The following is a 14,946-nucleotide window of genomic DNA, read 5'->3' as shown; positions in this document are numbered from 1 at the left end:
CGCCGGGGGCTCCCTCTCACGGGCCGGTGTGGATGTGCGCGGCCCACAGGTGCGGGGCGCTGACCAGCCGGCGGCGCAGCGCCCGCACCGGGCGGTGCAGGGCCGTCGCCGGGGCGATGGCCCTGCCCTGCGCGAGATCCTCCGCCAGAGCCCCGTACAGCTTCTCCGTCAGCCGGGTCGCCACCTTGTCGGACACGGGCCACAGCGTGCCGATGACGTGGGGGTATCCGGCCAGTTGGAACGAGGAGACGAGATGCACCGACTCGTCGGGCAGCATGAACCCGCCCTGGGAGGTGGAGCAGGCCGACAGGACGGCCAGCACCGCCTCGCTCGGGCGCTGGGTGGCGGCGTCGAGTGCGGTGAGCCGGCCGTCGTGAAGGATCAGGCCGCTCTCCGAGGGATTGAGCGGATCGCTGACACCGTGGCAGCTGAAGTGGACCCACGGATGGGCCGGAAGCGCACGCCTGACCGCGTCCACGGTGGCGGCGGCGCCCGCGAGTTCGACCTGTGCGGGAAAGAGCTCGCGCAGCAGCTTCGCCTCGCGTGAGGCCCCGGGCAGCGGCGCGGCGCCGGGTGTCTCGGCGAGGGTCACGACCAGCGGCGCGGGATGGGTCGCGGCGGTGGCGGGAGCCTGCCGGGCGCGGACCAGGGCGCGCAGCGTCGGGGTGTACGAGGAGACGGCGCGGTCCATGACGTTCTCGGCGGAGCGGGGGTGCGGGCGGCCCGCCGCGTGCAGCGGCAGGAACGACAGCCAGCCGGTGGGGCACCACCACAGCCGGGTCCACGGTTCGTCGTCGATCGGGACCGTACGCAGTCCCAGCCGGTCGAGCACCGGTGCGGCGACGGAGTCCCAGAGCCACTCCAGGGTGTCGGAGAGCGTCCGCATCGCGACGACGGCCTGCCCGGCGCCCTGTTCTCCGTACGCCTCGTCGACGGCGACGACGAACCCCGTCGCGCGGGTCAGCGCCTCGTCCGGTGTGAGCGCGGGCAGCGGGACGACCTGGATGCCCTCGTCGGCGGTGACGAGGAGGGCGTCCGAGCGGTACCGGCTGACGTTGACCACGACGACCGGTCCCGCGGACGCCGCGGTGAGCAGCTCCGACACCCGAGGCGCGCTCAGGAAGCCTTCGAGGCCCGGGAGTCGGCGGATCCTGTCGAGGAGCTCGTCCCAGGTCCGGGCCAGGGCGTGCCGGGACTCGGCGAGCAGCCCGGCCTCGTGCTCGCTCTGCGCCGGGCCGGGCGCGTCCATGTCCGTACGGATGGCGGCGGGGCGCGGCGCACCGGCGCTGAGGGCGTCACGTACCCGTTCGAACTCGGCGGCCAGGGCGGGGTCGGCCGCGCGCAGCCGGGTGAGGTCGCCCCGGCTCTCGAGGCCCTGGGCGAGCAGCACGCCACGCCCCTGTTCGAGGAGCGTGAGCGCCGCCTCGGGGTCGCCCCGACGCAGCGCGAGCGCGGCGGCGTCGGAGGCGAGGCCCATGCCGAAGCCGAGCCGGGCCTCCTGGTCGGCGCGGCCGAGGCTGCGCGGGGCGAGGCGGGGCAGCAGGCCGACGGCGTACGTGTAGCCGGCGAGGGCCTCGTCGTCCCGGCCGGCGACCGCAGCGGCGTCACCCCAGACCCGGGCGGCGTTCAGCCGCACGGACACGGAGGCGACCCGGCTGTGCGCGGCCTGCCGGGCCAGGCGGGTCGCCTCGGCCAGGTCGGTCGGCTCGCCGAGGAGGGCGCGTGCCGCATGGGACCGGGCCAGGACCCACTGGGTGTGGGCCTGGTCGGGGTTGCCTTCGGGGATGCGGTCGAGTGCCTCCCGGGCGGCGGCCACCGCCCTGTCGAGCGAGGACCGGACGGCAGGACCGGCGTCGTCGATCAGGTCCGCGGCGGCCATGCAGATGGCCGCCAGGTTCATCAGGGCGACGGTCCGCCGGGGGTGGTGCTCGTCGAGGCTCGCGACGGCCTCCTCCAGGACGCGCCGCGACTCCACGAGGGCGCCGGCGTCCACGTCCCCGCTCAGGCCCGGCACCTGGCCGGACAGTGCGACGCTGTGCAGCAGGACGCCGAGGTTGACTCGGGCCATGTCCCTGCCGTGGCGCTCGCCGCCCTCGAACGCGATCGCCTCGCGCAGCAGTTCGGCCGCCTCGTCGGCGACGGCCCGCTCGCCCGTGATCTCGAACCGGACGCGCAGTGCCTCGGCGAGGTTGGAGAGCAGCCCGGCGCGTTCGAAGGAGGACGGCGGGCTCTCGTCGACGGCGCGGCGCAGTACGGTCACGGCCTCGGTGAGCCAGGTGCGGTCGCCGGTGACGCGGGAGCGCTGCATCAGGGCGGCGCCCAGGTTCGTGAGCACGCCCCCGCGTCCCGCGTGGCGGGCGGGCACGGTGGCGGCGGCCTCGCGCAGGACGCCGATCGCGGTGTCCATGAGGACGTCGTCGCCGGTGTCGGCGGCTCGGCCCCACAGGGCGTAGCCGTAGCTGGTGAGAACGACGTGGCGGTCGCCGGGCGCGTGGGCGGCCTCCATGGCCGCGCGGTAGTGGTCCAGGGCCTCGTCGCGCAGGGATTCGTCGTGGGTGCGGTGGTAGCGGTCGACGAGGACGTTGGCGAGGTTGACCAGGGCGCGCGACTCGGAGGTGCGCTGCTCGCCGGCTCCGTGCGTGCCGGTCACGGTCGCGTCGGTGCCGCGCGCCGCGGCGACGGCCTCCCGGTGCCAGTGGACGGCTTCTTCGAGGGGCGTGCCGTCCCCGGTGAAGCGGGCCAGGGAGCGCAGGGCGTTGCCCAGGCGGGTGAGGTGGTCGGCCGTGCCGGTCACGGTGGGGCCGGAGGCCCGCGCCGCCTCGCGCAGCACGTCGACGGCCTCCTCGATCAGGCCGGCGTCGGCGCGCTGCTGCGCGAGCCGTTGGAGCGCGTCGCCCAGATTGGCGAGGCGGTGCGCGCGGTAGTGGTCGTCCGGTCGGGTCGCGGCGACCGCGGTCCGGTGCGCCTGTACCCCTTCGGCGAGCTGCTCCTCGTCGGCGGTCAGGGTGGCGAGGCCGGACAGGGCGGCGCCGAGGTTCGAGCTGCTGACCGCCAGGTCGTGTGCGCCGGAGTGCGCGGCGGATGCCACGGACTGCCTCAGAAGGCGTACGGCCTCGGCGTATTCGGCCGGATCGACGGTCGCGGCGGCGCGCTCCAGATGGACGCAGCCGTAGCCGGACAGGTACTCCGAGCGCCGTGGATCGTCCTCGTCCAGCAGGTCGAGAGCCTGCCGGATCAGGGTGATTCCCTCGTCGCGTTCGTGGTGTACGCCGGAAGGTGTGTCGGGCGCGTCAGGTGCGTCGGGCGCTTGGGGTGTGGCCGTGCCGTCCGCTTCGGCCCGTACCGCGCGCCGGGCGAGCGCCATGCCGAGGGCGTAGCGCACCGAGGCCTCGTGACCTTCGCTCGGGGACCGCAGCGTGAGGCACTCCCGGAACGTCCGTACCGCCTCGTCGGAGGCCTGCGCGGCGGCGTCGCCGGTCCCGTGGCCCACCGCGTCGAGCGTTCTGGCCAGCTTGAGCAGGATGCCGGCCCGCCGTGGGGAGTCCGGCGGCGTCCGAGCGGCGAGGTCGCGCAGCAGGGCGACGGGCTCGGCGAGCGCGTCGGGTGCGCCGACGGCGTCGGCGTGCATCCGCAGCAGGTCGGCGAGGTCCGCGCCACGGATCACGCGCTGGTGGTCGTCGTGGCCGGTGGCCGCCAGCGCGCTCCGGGCGTGCTCGATCGCGGCCTCCAACTGGTCGAGGCTGCCTGTCGTGACGTACCGGGTGCGCAGGACCTCGCTCAGGATGTACTGGGCGTGGGTGTGGGTGGGATGTCCCGGCGGGGCGACCGCCACGGCGTCGCGCGCGGCGCTCTCCGCCGCTTCCAGGGCGTCGGTGCTTCCGGTGCGCAGGGTGCGGCCGTTGAGGACGAAGGCGAGGTTGGTCAGGTACGCGGCGCGTTCGAAGGGGTTGGGCGCCATGTCGGCCGCGCGCCGGCAGGTGTCGACTCCTTCGTCGTAGAGCGCGGTACGGTCGTCCGCCGACGCGGCCGGAAGCGGCGCGGACTCCGGTGCCAGGGCCAGGGCGATGAGCGCCGTCCCCAGGTCCGAGAGGTACGCGGCGAGCTGCTGCCCGGACCGGGAGGCGGCCGCCACGGCCGCGCGCAGGATCCGGACGGCCTCGGGCAGCAGGGCGGGGTCGTCGTGCCGTACGGCCGCCGAGAACAGCGACGAGCCGAGCTGGGCGTGGAAGAGGTCGTGGTGCGGGTCCTCCGGTTCGCTGCTGCCCGTCGCGCGGCGCAGCTCGGCCACGCTCTCCCGCGCGGCGGCCGGGTCCGACATCGCGTTCGCCCAGTGGGTGAGGACGAGCCCCAGGTTCCCGTGCCGGCGGACCTGTTCGGCGCGGTCGCCGGGCACGGCGGCCACCGAGGCGCGGCTCAGCTCCACGGCCTCGGTGAGGACGGCGTCGCCCGCGCCCTCCCGGGCGCCGTGGAGCAGGGCGAGGCCGAGGTCGGACAGGCAGGTGCCCTGGTCGGCGCTGCCGGCGGGGAAGCCCGCGACGGAGTGGCGCAGCAGGACGACGGCCGCGGGCAGCGCGGCGGGATGGCGATCGCGTTGGTACACCATCAGGATGCCGGCGCCCGCCTGGTACGCGTGGCCGGGATCGGTGTCCGCTCCGGAGGGCTCGCCGGCCAGGATCGTGACGATCGGGCGGAGATCGGGCGGTACGAGTTCGGGGCCGGCGCGGTGGACGTCGAAGAAGCACAGCACGGCCGAGCCGAGGGCCGCCAAGTCCTTCGCGTCGCCCGCGAGATAGCGGCACCACTCGTACCATCCGATCGCGTGGACCGTGACGAGGAGGACGTTCCCGTCCGGGAGGATCCCGGCGCGGCGCACCTCGTCGGCGACCCGGGCGGCCTCCTCGGAGAGGAACCAGCGCAGCGCGTCCGGGTTCTCCTCCGCCTGCACGACCCGCTCCAGGATGCGGTTCGCGGTCTCTTCGGCCGTCATGCGCCTGCGCCTCTCACTCTCGCCCCTCGTGTCGCCCCGCTGTCACCGTCTGCACCCGGCGCTCTCACTGCTCACCGGGAATGTCGTCCGCGAGCAGCAGCGTCAACTCCTCGCGTGTGGGCCGCTCATGTGCGGCGAGGCGCCCGGCCTGGCGCTCGACCATGCCCTCGAACAGGGTGCGCGCGTCGCGTCCGTTGGCGGCCTCGCCGCGTCGTGCGCGTCGTGCGAAGCGTGCGGTGAGCTGCTCCGCGACCCCGGCCTCGAGCCGGTACTCGAGGGTCCGCGCCTGCAGTTCGACCATCCGCGTCAGCTCTTCGGGCTCGTACGCGACGAACTCGATGGTGCGCGAGAAGCGTGAGCGCAGCCCGGGGTTGGAGTTCAGGAAGGTACGCATCTCCTCGGTGTAGCCGGCCGCGATCACCACGACGTCGTCGCGGTGGTCCTCCATCAGCTTGGTGAGGACGTCGATGGCCTCCTGGCCGAAGTCCGCTCCGGCGCCGAACCTCCGCGCCAGGCTGTATGCCTCGTCGATGAACAGGACGCCGCCGCGGGCCCGTTCGAAGACGCGCTGGGTCTTCTGGGCGGTGTGTCCGAGGTACTCGCCGACGAGTTCGCCGCGGGCGACCTCGACGAGGTGCCCCTTCTTCAGCGCGCCGAGTGCGGCGAGGATCTGCCCGTAGAGCCGTGCGACGGAGGTCTTGCCGGTGCCGGGCGGGCCGGAGAACACCAGGTGGTGGGCGACGGGCGGCGCGGGCAGGCCGGCCTCCGTGCGCCACCGGGCGAGCCTGATCAGGTCGACCTGCACGCCGACCTGCTGCTTGGCCGCGTCGAGGCCGATCATGCGGTGCAGCGCGGCGAGGGGGCCCGCCTCGGGCCGGCGTACGTCCGCGTCGGTGGCCCCGGTGCGGATGTCGTCGAGGCGCACGCGGTCGTTCCCGGAGATCGCCTCGCCGCCGTATCCGGTCACCTCGCAGTCCGTGAAGCGGCCGACGACGGAGGCGGCGAGGCGGATGCCGTCGCTCTCGCCGCCGCGCAGCACGGCCCGCGTCACCTGCACCCGGCTGCTGTCGCTCGCGAGGACGCCGCACCCGGCGGAGTCGGTGACGGTGAGCCCGTCGGCCTCCGCGTCCGCGCTCGACACGGTGAGCAGGCCCGCCTCCCCCGGCGTGGTGACGACGCAGTCGCGCGCCGAAAGGTGGCTCTCGTCACGGCAGTTGAAGCCGAACAGGGCGACCCGCTCGATGGTGCAGCGCTCCGCCGTGACCCGCGCCTTGCCCTCCAGGGCGATACCGGAGTGGGACAGGTCGGTGAAGGTCGCGTCCGCGAGGGTGACGGTGACGGCCTCGCCCCGGGCGAGCAGCCCGGTGGTGCACTGCCGCACGTGTACGTCGCTCAGTTCGACGGTCGACTCGTCGCGGATCAGCACGGCGCTGGACGTGTGGTCGCTGATCCGCAGCCCGGTGAAGCGGCCCTGCGCCTTGTGGACGACGAGCCCCAGCCGTCCGTCCGTGAGGCGGCAGTCGTCCACGACGGGCGCGCCGCCGTCCAGCACGCTGATGCCGGTGTCGCCGACGGCTTCCAGTGTGCAGTCCGCCAGGCGTCCGAGCCCCTGCTCCCCCACGCTCACGCCGGTGACGCGGCAGTGGTCGAACCGGACCCCGCGCACGGTCGGGTCGGCGCCGCGGGCGATGTACATGCCGTGCTTGGCGCCGGAGACGGTGGTGTCCTCGACGGTACCGCGGGCCTGGTCGACGAAGGAGAGGGCCGTGGTGTGGATGTCGCGGACGGCGCAGCGCGCCACGCGGACGTCGGCGTGCTCGGCCGCGAACACGGCGTGGCTGCCCGTGCCGTGCAGCCGGCAGTCCTCGAGGGTGGCGGTGGAGCCGGTCACGCTGACGCCGCAGCCCCGGGCGTCGGCCACCTCGCAGTCGACGAGCTCGGCGTGGGCTCCCTGGGTGAGGGTGACCGCGTCGCCCTTGGCGCCGAGGAACGCGGTGCGGCGCGCCGTGGCGCGGGCTCCGGTCAGCGTGGTGCGGCCGACGCGGATCCGGCAGCCGTCGGCCGTCAACTCGGCCTGAGGAAGGGCGTGTACGGCATGGTCGCCCCATCCCTCGACGGTGCAGTCCCGCAGCCGCAGCAGACCGCTCACACGCACGGCGGCCGAGGACCTGCCGACGATGTGCAGCCCGGTGAGGGTGACATGACCGGTGCAGTCGACGGCCGCCGCGTCCGCCGCCCCGTCGGTCACCTCGATCACCACGGTGTCCGTGCCCTGGGCCGCGCGCAGTTCGACGGTGCCGGCGAGGGTGAGGGCCTGGGGGTAGCGGCCGGGTTCGATCAGCACGCGGACGGGCCGGCCGCCCGTGTCGGCCCGGAGGGCGGCGGCGATGGTCCGGTGGGCGCCCGGCGCGGTCGGCGAGACGTGCAGCGTGAGCGGTTCCCCGGAGGCGGGAGCGGCTGTCGGGCCGCTGTCGGCGACCGACGGGTCGGGGCCGGCCCGGCGTAGCGCGGCGGCCAACTGTCCGGGGAACACGTCGAGTCCGTGCCGGTGGAGCAGGCCCGGCGAGTGCAGCGGCACGATCTCGACCAGCCGCTGGTCGCCGTGCACGGGGAAGGTCCGGTACGGCAGGGGGGCGGGCGGCTCCGTGCCCGGCGCGAGCCGCGCGAGGACGGCGGTCGCCTGGCCCGGGACTCCGCCGCGCCGGGTCAGCGCGGGCCCGGTCTCGAGGCCGCCCTCCAGCAGGCCCCAGGGCAGGGTTCGTTCGGTCCCGGCGACCGTGAGGCGTACGCCGTACGGGTCGACGCGCAGCCGGCAGGTCCGGCTGAGGCGGCGGATCAGCAGTCCCGTACCCGTCACGGCGAGGGCGCAGCCGGCGGCCGCGGTGGCGGCCGTCGAGGGGAACCCGATCCCCTGGCCCGCGGCCGCCGCGCCCGAGGCGATGACGGCGGCCGTCACGAACAGTGGCCTCAGCCGCAGGACCGCGGCGGCGCGCCGGGACAGCAGCCTGCCGCGGACGGTCACGCCGCCGGCCCGATCGACGGGCAGGGCGTCGGTTCCGTGCCAACGACCTCCCGCGTACGGCGCGAAGAGCTGACCGAGGCGCGCCAGGGGCACCGCCAGGGTCCGCAGGTCGAGCGCGACGGCCTCCTCGTACGGAGACCACGCCGGCGACCCGCGCAGCGTGAGCCCGGCGGGGCAGCCCGCGCGGGGCCGCACCATGAGGCGTCCCCGGAACGGGGTGGACGCATCGTCTGCCGATGGCGGTGTGTGCGGCTCGGGTAACAGGAACAGCGCCTCGATGTCCTGCCAGGCGAGCCGTACGCGCCGTGGTCCGCCGCGCAGTTCGAGCCCGTCGGCCGAGACGACGAGGGCCTGCGGCGCCAGGATCCGTACGAGCAGCCGTACCAGCACGACCGCCCACACGGCCGCGCCGGCGGCGAGCACGGTCCTGCGGATCGGCGTGCCGTTCCCCGCCCAGGCCCCGAGGGCGCAGAGCGCGAGCGCGCCGGCGGTGAGCGCGGCGAGCACCACGTCCGCCCCGCGAGACGAACTCGACGTGCCGATCCGTACGGCCTCGGGCGGCGGTCCGCCATGGACGTCGGGATCCAGAGCCTGCGCCATCACACCCCCGTCGGCATGCCCCCGCATGTCCGGTCAACGTAACCCAGCCGCGAGCTCCCGCGCCACGGAGGTCCCGGGAGGCCGCCGCCGTGCGCACAATTCACGCCACGTCACACCACGTCACACGCGCCGCACCCGCGCCCCGTGCCCGAGGCCCCGTCACTCCGCCCTGAGCGCCCGTGCCGTGGGCGTCCGCGCGGCCCAGAGCGCCGGGAACACCGCGCCCGTGGCCGCGATCGCCACTCCGGCGAGCGCCAGGCAGGCCAGCAACGGCGCGCCGTACACGTCGATGTGGTCCCGCGGGATGGTGGTGCCGACCGCGCGGCCCATCGCCGGCATCACCGTGCGCTGCAGCGCCACCCCGAGCGGGGCCCCGATCGCCCCGGCCACCAGGCCGATCGCGGCCACCGAGGTGAGGACCTGGACGACGGTCTGGCGCGGGGTCATGCCCAGGGCCTTGAACACCCCCAGGTCGCGGACGCGTTCCCGGGTGTCGAGGACCACGGTGTCGAGGACGCCGAGGCAGGCGACGGCGACCAGCATGAGGGTGAGCATCGCGATCAGTGCCTGCATCGCCCTGATCACGCTGGACTTCCCGGCCTCCGTGACGGCGGCCTGCGCGCCGAGCGGCCGCAGAGCGGCGTCGAGTTCTTCGGCGTACCGTCCCCTGTCCGTACCGGGCTTGATCTCGACGCTGAAGTCGGCCGGCTGGTAACGGGGTTCCAGCACGGCGATCGACGAGGCGTGGGTCCGGAGGGCCATCCCCTTGTCACCCAGGTCGAAGACCTCGCCCACGATCCGCAGCCGGACCGTGCGCCCCCGGTCGGTCAGGACGACCGTCTCCCCCACCCGCACGCCCGTGGCCTGGAGGAAGCGCGAGGCCGCGACCGCCTCGCCGGGGGCGCCGAACCAGCGTCCCGACACCATCGTGGCGCCGCTGCCCGAGGCATCGCCTTCGTACGCGACGAGCGGTGCGCCGCCCTTCAGACCGGCCACGCCCACCTGCGTCTTGGCGATCCGGCGGAAGGACACGGTGTCCGGGCGGGCCTCGATCGCCGCCGCCACCGCCGCCGGGTCGGCCGGTTTCGGGGGCTCCGCCTCGCCCGGCCCCGCGTCCGGTCCGGGCCGGGCCAGGGTGCGGACCGTGACGTCGCCGCCCCGGTCGGGGTCCCCGCCGGTCTTGACCGCGATCAGTGTGCTGCCGAGGCCGACGGCGAACGTCACCGCAAGGGCGCCGAACGCGACCGCGGCGGCCATCGTCGCCGTACGCGCCGGGCGGGCGAAGGGACTCGCCAGGCCCAGGGTGACCGGCCGCGGCAGCGGCAGGCGGCCCAGCAGATGCCGCACGCGGCGGCCCTGTGCGCCGTCCGCGGCCCGGCCGACGCCGATCACCCGCGCGGTCCGCAGGCGCGCCGCGCGCAGCGCCGGACCGAAGGCGGTCGCGGCCACCACCGCGAGGGCGCCGGCCGGCACCGCGAGGTCCACCCATACGGGGATCAGTACGGCCGCCGTCCCGTAGGCCTCGGCCACCTCCGCCATCAGCGGCACGGCGAGCGCGTTGCCGAGGGCGACGCCCAGCACGGCGCCCACCGTCGCGGGGATCAGCGCCTGGGCGACGTACGCCCGTCCCACCTGGAACGGGGTGAAGCCGAGGGACTTGAGGATCCCGATCCGCCGGGTCGCGGCGCCGACCGCGCCGCTGACCACGATCCCGATCACCAGCACCGACAGGGCCAGGCCGAGGAAGGCGAAGGCGGTGACGAAGGGGACGAACGCGGCCGTGTTCTGCTGCGCGGTCCGTCTGACGTCGAGATACGACTGGGTGCCGGCGATCGCGTGCGGCGGCACGGCGGCGGCGACGGCCGCACGGCCGGCCGCGAGGTCGGCGCGGGTGGCGGAGTCGGCGAGCCGGTACAGCATCTGCAGGCCGGGCTGTGCCCCCGTCAGCCGGGGCAGTTGAGCGGGTACGACCCAGGCGTCGGCGCTCTCCCCCACCGACTCGGCGATCCCGACGACGGTGAGCTCGGTGTCACCTGCCCTGAGGACCGTCCCGGGCTTCGCGCCCGGCCCTCGGGAGCCCGCCTCCAGGACGATCTCCCCGGGGGCGCGGGCCCAGCGTCCCTCGACCAGCTCCACCTCGTCCACCGGGGCGTCGGCAGAGGCCCGCCCGACCACCGTCAGGGCCGGCGGCTCGAAGCCCGGGGGCGCCCCGTCGTCCGCGTGCAGCCGTACGGAGGCGACGACGAACGGGCCCGCCGCCGCGGCCACACCGGCGGTGTCCGCGGTCGCCGCGAGCCGGCCGGAGGTCACCGCCCGGCCGTCGAACTCCACGGTGAGATGCGCCCCTCGCTGCTGGGCGAAGGCCCGGTCGAACGGCGCCTGGGAGGCGACGAGCAGCCCGACGGCGAGGACGGCGGCCGCCACCGAGAGCAGCGTCGTCACGACCATCACCGCGGTCTGCGTCCGGCGCCGCCCGATCCCGCCGCGGACCACCCTGCCCAGGGCGCCGCGCCTGCGCACGACGTGCCCCGCTTTGGCCCGCCCCGATACGGCCCGCGCGCTCATCGCGCGACCGCCGGGACGTCGCGCGCGATCCGGCCGTCGGCCAGCTCGATCGTCCGGGTCGCGCACGACTCGGCGAGCGCCAGGTCGTGGGTGACGAGAATGATGCTCTGCCCGTCGGCGTTCAGCTCGCGCAGCAGGTCGCGCACGTCCGCGCCGGAGGCGGTGTCCAGCGCGCCCGTGGGCTCGTCGGCGAGCAGCAGCGGCGGACGGTTCATCAGCGCCCTGGCGACCGCGACGCGCTGGCGCTCGCCGCCGGAGAGCCGGCCCGGGTAGGCGCGGGTGTGCCGGTCGATGCCGAGCTGCTCCAGGAGTTCGGCGGCGCGGGCAGCCGCCCTGGCGGGTGCCATGCCGGAGAGCTGGGCGGGGAGGAGCACGTTGTCGGCGACGGTGAGGTCGTCGAGGAGGTTGAAGAACTGGAAGACCATGCCGATGCGCGAGCGACGGTACTTCGCGGAGGCGGTCTCGTTCAGTTCGTCGACGCGCAGCCCGTCGACGAACACGCTGCCCTCGGTGGGGCGGTCGAGCCCGGCGATCAGGTTGAGCAGCGTCGACTTCCCGCTGCCGGAGGGGCCGAGGACGGCGAGGGCCTCCCCGGCCCGCACCTGGAGGGTCAGCCCGGCCAGCGCGGGTGGGCCCTCGTCGTACGCCTTGCTCACCTCGCGTACGTCGATGAGGGGGTCGGTCATGTGTCCTCCACGGCTGGGAATCGTCGCCGCCGACGCTAGGAGCGACCGGGCCGCGGGCACGTCGGCCGCGGTGGGGAGGACGCGTACCGTGTACGGCGGACGTCCCGGGCCGTCATCCCTGCGATGTACGCCCGGGGTGGACGGCGCTGCGCCTCGCGGCTGATCCGGCGCCCTCGCCCCCTTGGCACACTGACCCGGTGAGCAGGGTGACCAGGGTGAGCGTCGTGAGCAGGGGAAAGTCGGTTCTTCGGTGGCTGCGCGTGCCGTCGCGCGAGCCGCTGTCCTTCGGCGTGCTGCCGCGGTTGTCCCGCTGGGACGCGGCGGCTGATGCGTCGATCGCCCTGGTGCTGGCCGTGTGCACCGTCCTCGGCGATCTGGACCGGTCGTACGTGGAGCTCGCGTGGCAGCCCGAGAGGCCCGACGTCCCGCCTCCCGTGGAGGTCCCGGCCCTGCCCGTCCCGCCGCCGCCCCTGCCGGCCGTCCAGTACACGCTGCCGCCGGTGGAACTCTGGGAGCTGGTGGCGGCCGTGCTGACGGCGCTGCCGCTGCTGCTGCGCCGCCGCTTCCCGCTCGCCGTCTACGGGGCGGCGCTCGGCGCGACGGTGCTGCTGCACCAGGGGGATGTCGCCAAGGACGCGACGACGGTCGTCTTCGCCTCCGGTCTGATCGCGGCGTACAGCGCGGCCCTGTACAGCCCGCACCGCAAGGCCACGGCTGTCTCGCTGTGCGCCGGAGTGGCGCTGTACGCGGCGATGCCCCTGGTCCCGGACGTGGACGGGGCCCTGGTGCCCGTACTCGTCCTGCTCCCGGTCGCCCTGGCCGCGCACGGGCTCCACAGCTGGCGGCAGCGGGCGCGGGCGCTGCGGGAGGAGCAACAGGCCGCGCTGCGGCGGGCCGTGGAGCAGGAGCGTTCGCGGATCGCCCGCGAGCTGCACGACGTGGTCACCCACAACGTGAGCATGATGACGATCCAGGCGGGCGCCGCGCGCAAGGTCCTCGACACGGCGCCCGAGCAGGCCCGCGAGGCGATGCTGGCGGTCGAGGCGGCGGGCCGGTCGGCGATGTCGGAGCTGCGTCATGTGATGGGTCTGCTCACCATGGCCGCCGACGGCCCCGATCCGGCCACGGACGTGGACCTGGCCCCGCAGCCCGGTCTCGACCGGCTGGAGGAGCTGGCCCGCCGGGTGCGGGAGACCGGGGTGCCGGTGGAGCTGACGGTGCGGGGCGCTCCGGCCGAGCTGCCGGCCGGGGTGGACCTGGCGGCCTACCGGGTCGTGCAGGAGGGGCTGACGAACGCGGTGAAGCACGCCGCGGGGGCGAGCGTGTCCGTCGTCGTGGAGCACGCGCCGGGTGAGCTGCGGGTGGAGGTGACGGACACGGGCGGGCCGCCCCGGCCGCCGGCGGGAACGGGCGGCGGCCGGGGCCTGATGGGCTTGCGTGAACGCCTCGCGGTCTACGGCGGTACGCTGCACGCGGGCAGGCGCCCGCGCGGGGGCTACCGGGTCCGCGCGGTGATTCCGGTGGAGGAGCCGTGACGGTGGAGGGTCCGTGACCGAGGCACCCCGCGTGGTGATCGTCGACGACCAGGCTCTGGTGCGCACCGGCTTCCGGATGATCCTTGCGGCCGACGGCATCGAGGTGGTCGGGGAGGCGGCCGACGGCGACGAGGCGGTCACCGCGGTCCGCCGTACGCGGCCCGACGTCGTCCTGATGGACATCCGGATGCCGGGCACCGACGGTCTCGAGGCCACGCGCCGCATCCTGCGGGACGCGCAGGACGGGGCGGCGCCGCGCGTGGTCATCCTGACCACCTACGACCTCGACCGGTACGTGTACGCCGCGCTCGGTGCGGGCGCGAGCGGCTTCCTGCTGAAGGACGTGACCCCGGAGCACCTCTCGGCCGCGGTCCGTCTGGTCCGTTCCGGAGACGCGCTGCTGGCCCCGGCGATCACCCGGCGTCTGGTCGAGCGCTTCGCCACGTCGGGCGACCGTACGGCTCCGCTGCACCGCGACCTCTCCACGCTCACCCCACGGGAGTTGGAGGTCCTGGAGGCGCTGGCCAAGGGCGAGAGCAATGCCGAACTGGCCGCCCGTTTCCATCTCAGCGAAGCCACGGTCAAGACGCATGTCGCCCGGATCCTCTCCAAGCTCCGGCTCCGCGACCGCGCGCAGGCGGTGATCGCCGCCTACGAGACGGGCCTGATCACCCCGGGCTCCGACGGCGCCGCGCGCCCGGCGCGGTGACCCGGCCGCGCCGGGCGGGTTCGTCCAGGCGCGCGGCCGCCGCGTCGAGGAGCAGCTCCAGGGCGAAGGGATAGCCGCTGTCGCGCATGTCGGCGGCGAGCAGCGGGAACGTCGCCGCGATGTTCGGGTGCGTGTCCGGCGACAGCGTGCCGTACGAGGCGAGCCAGACCGCCTCGTCGGCCTCGCGCGCCGGAGCGGGGAGGGCGCGCGCGGCGGCGTCCTGCGCCGCGAAGGCCAGGGCCTGGTCGACGAAGGCGTGGTAGATCCGTACGGCGGTGGCGTCGGGGAAGCCGGCCCGGCGCAGCACGCCGAGGATCGCCTCGACCGCCGCCGTCTCGTGGGGGCGTCCGGTCGTCCGGTGCGCGGCGAGCACGGCCGCCTGCGGGTTGGCCTGGTACGAGGCGTGGATGCGGAGCCCGATGTCGCGAAGGTCGGCGCGCCAGTCGCCGGTCGGCTCCCAGCCCTCCTGGGCGCGCCCGACGAACTCGTCCGCCAGGGCGAGCAGCAGGTCGTCGGTGCTGCGGAAGTACCGGTAGAGGGAGCTGGGGTCGGCGCCCAGGGCGGCGCCGAGCCGCCGTACCGACAGCGCGTCCGCGCCGTGCTGCGCGACGAGCCGCAGGGCGGTCTCGACGATCAGCCGCTGTGAGAGCACGGCGCCCTGCTTGGTGGGCCTGCGTCGCCGCCGCTGTCCTTCGGGAACCACTCGCTCGGCCATGGGCGGACCTTATGACAACACCATTGACGTGTAAACGGGTGCGCCAGTTCCATGGCGGTCCTGCACACCCCTTCTCTCTCCCGTTTTCCCTCCCGTTTTCCCTCCCGTTTCCCTCCCGTCTTCTCTC

7 protein-coding genes are annotated in these 14,946 nt (G+C 75.1%); 2 read left to right on the top strand and 5 right to left on the bottom strand.

Annotation, left to right across the window (positions count from 1 at the left end; all coding sequences use genetic code 11):
- Positions 1–16 precede the first annotated feature (16 nt).
- The 4 genes from FDM97_RS14670 to FDM97_RS14655 all read right to left on the bottom strand — a co-directional run bounded on the left by FDM97_RS14670 (position 17) and on the right by FDM97_RS14655 (position 11,860).
- A complete protein-coding gene (locus tag FDM97_RS14670; protein ID WP_137990851.1) occupies positions 17–4,987 on the bottom strand; it encodes a CHAT domain-containing protein in 4,971 nt (1,656 codons plus the stop codon).
- A gap of 64 nt (positions 4,988–5,051) precedes the next feature.
- Positions 5,052–8,609 (bottom strand): right-handed parallel beta-helix repeat-containing protein, encoded by a 3,558-nt coding sequence (locus tag FDM97_RS14665; RefSeq protein ID WP_175439123.1) that lies wholly within the window; start codon positions 8,607–8,609, stop codon positions 5,052–5,054.
- 159 nt (positions 8,610–8,768) lie between these two features.
- Positions 8,769–11,129, bottom strand: a complete 2,361-nt coding sequence (locus tag FDM97_RS14660) for an ABC transporter permease (protein ID WP_349775383.1) — start codon at positions 11,127–11,129, stop codon at positions 8,769–8,771.
- 41 nt (positions 11,130–11,170) lie between these two features.
- The gene (locus FDM97_RS14655; RefSeq protein ID WP_137990849.1) at positions 11,171–11,860 is read right to left on the bottom strand and encodes an ABC transporter ATP-binding protein; all 690 of its coding nucleotides are present in this window, start codon (positions 11,858–11,860) and stop codon (positions 11,171–11,173) included.
- Positions 11,861–12,084: 224 nt separating this feature from the next.
- Here FDM97_RS14655 and FDM97_RS14650 point away from each other — a divergent pair, with 224 nt between their 5' ends.
- Both FDM97_RS14650 and FDM97_RS14645 read left to right on the top strand, forming a co-directional pair.
- Positions 12,085–13,395 (top strand): sensor histidine kinase, encoded by a 1,311-nt coding sequence (locus FDM97_RS14650; protein ID WP_432816215.1) that lies wholly within the window; start codon positions 12,085–12,087, stop codon positions 13,393–13,395.
- A 13-nt stretch (positions 13,396–13,408) separates the two neighbouring features.
- Positions 13,409–14,104, top strand: coding sequence for a response regulator (locus tag FDM97_RS14645; RefSeq protein WP_137990847.1), 696 nt, complete (start codon positions 13,409–13,411; stop codon positions 14,102–14,104).
- On the opposite strand, the gene FDM97_RS14640 is transcribed toward FDM97_RS14645, so the two are convergent.
- Positions 14,064–14,819, bottom strand: coding sequence for a TetR/AcrR family transcriptional regulator (locus FDM97_RS14640; protein ID WP_137990846.1), 756 nt, complete (start codon positions 14,817–14,819; stop codon positions 14,064–14,066). The two genes, FDM97_RS14645 and FDM97_RS14640, sit on opposite strands and share 41 nt — an antisense overlap.
- Positions 14,820–14,946: the final 127 nt, after the last annotated feature.

The organism is Streptomyces vilmorinianum, from assembly GCF_005517195.1.
Lineage (GTDB): Bacteria > Actinomycetota > Actinomycetes > Streptomycetales > Streptomycetaceae > Streptomyces > Streptomyces vilmorinianum.
This window is presented reverse-complemented; position numbering and strand designations above follow the sequence as displayed.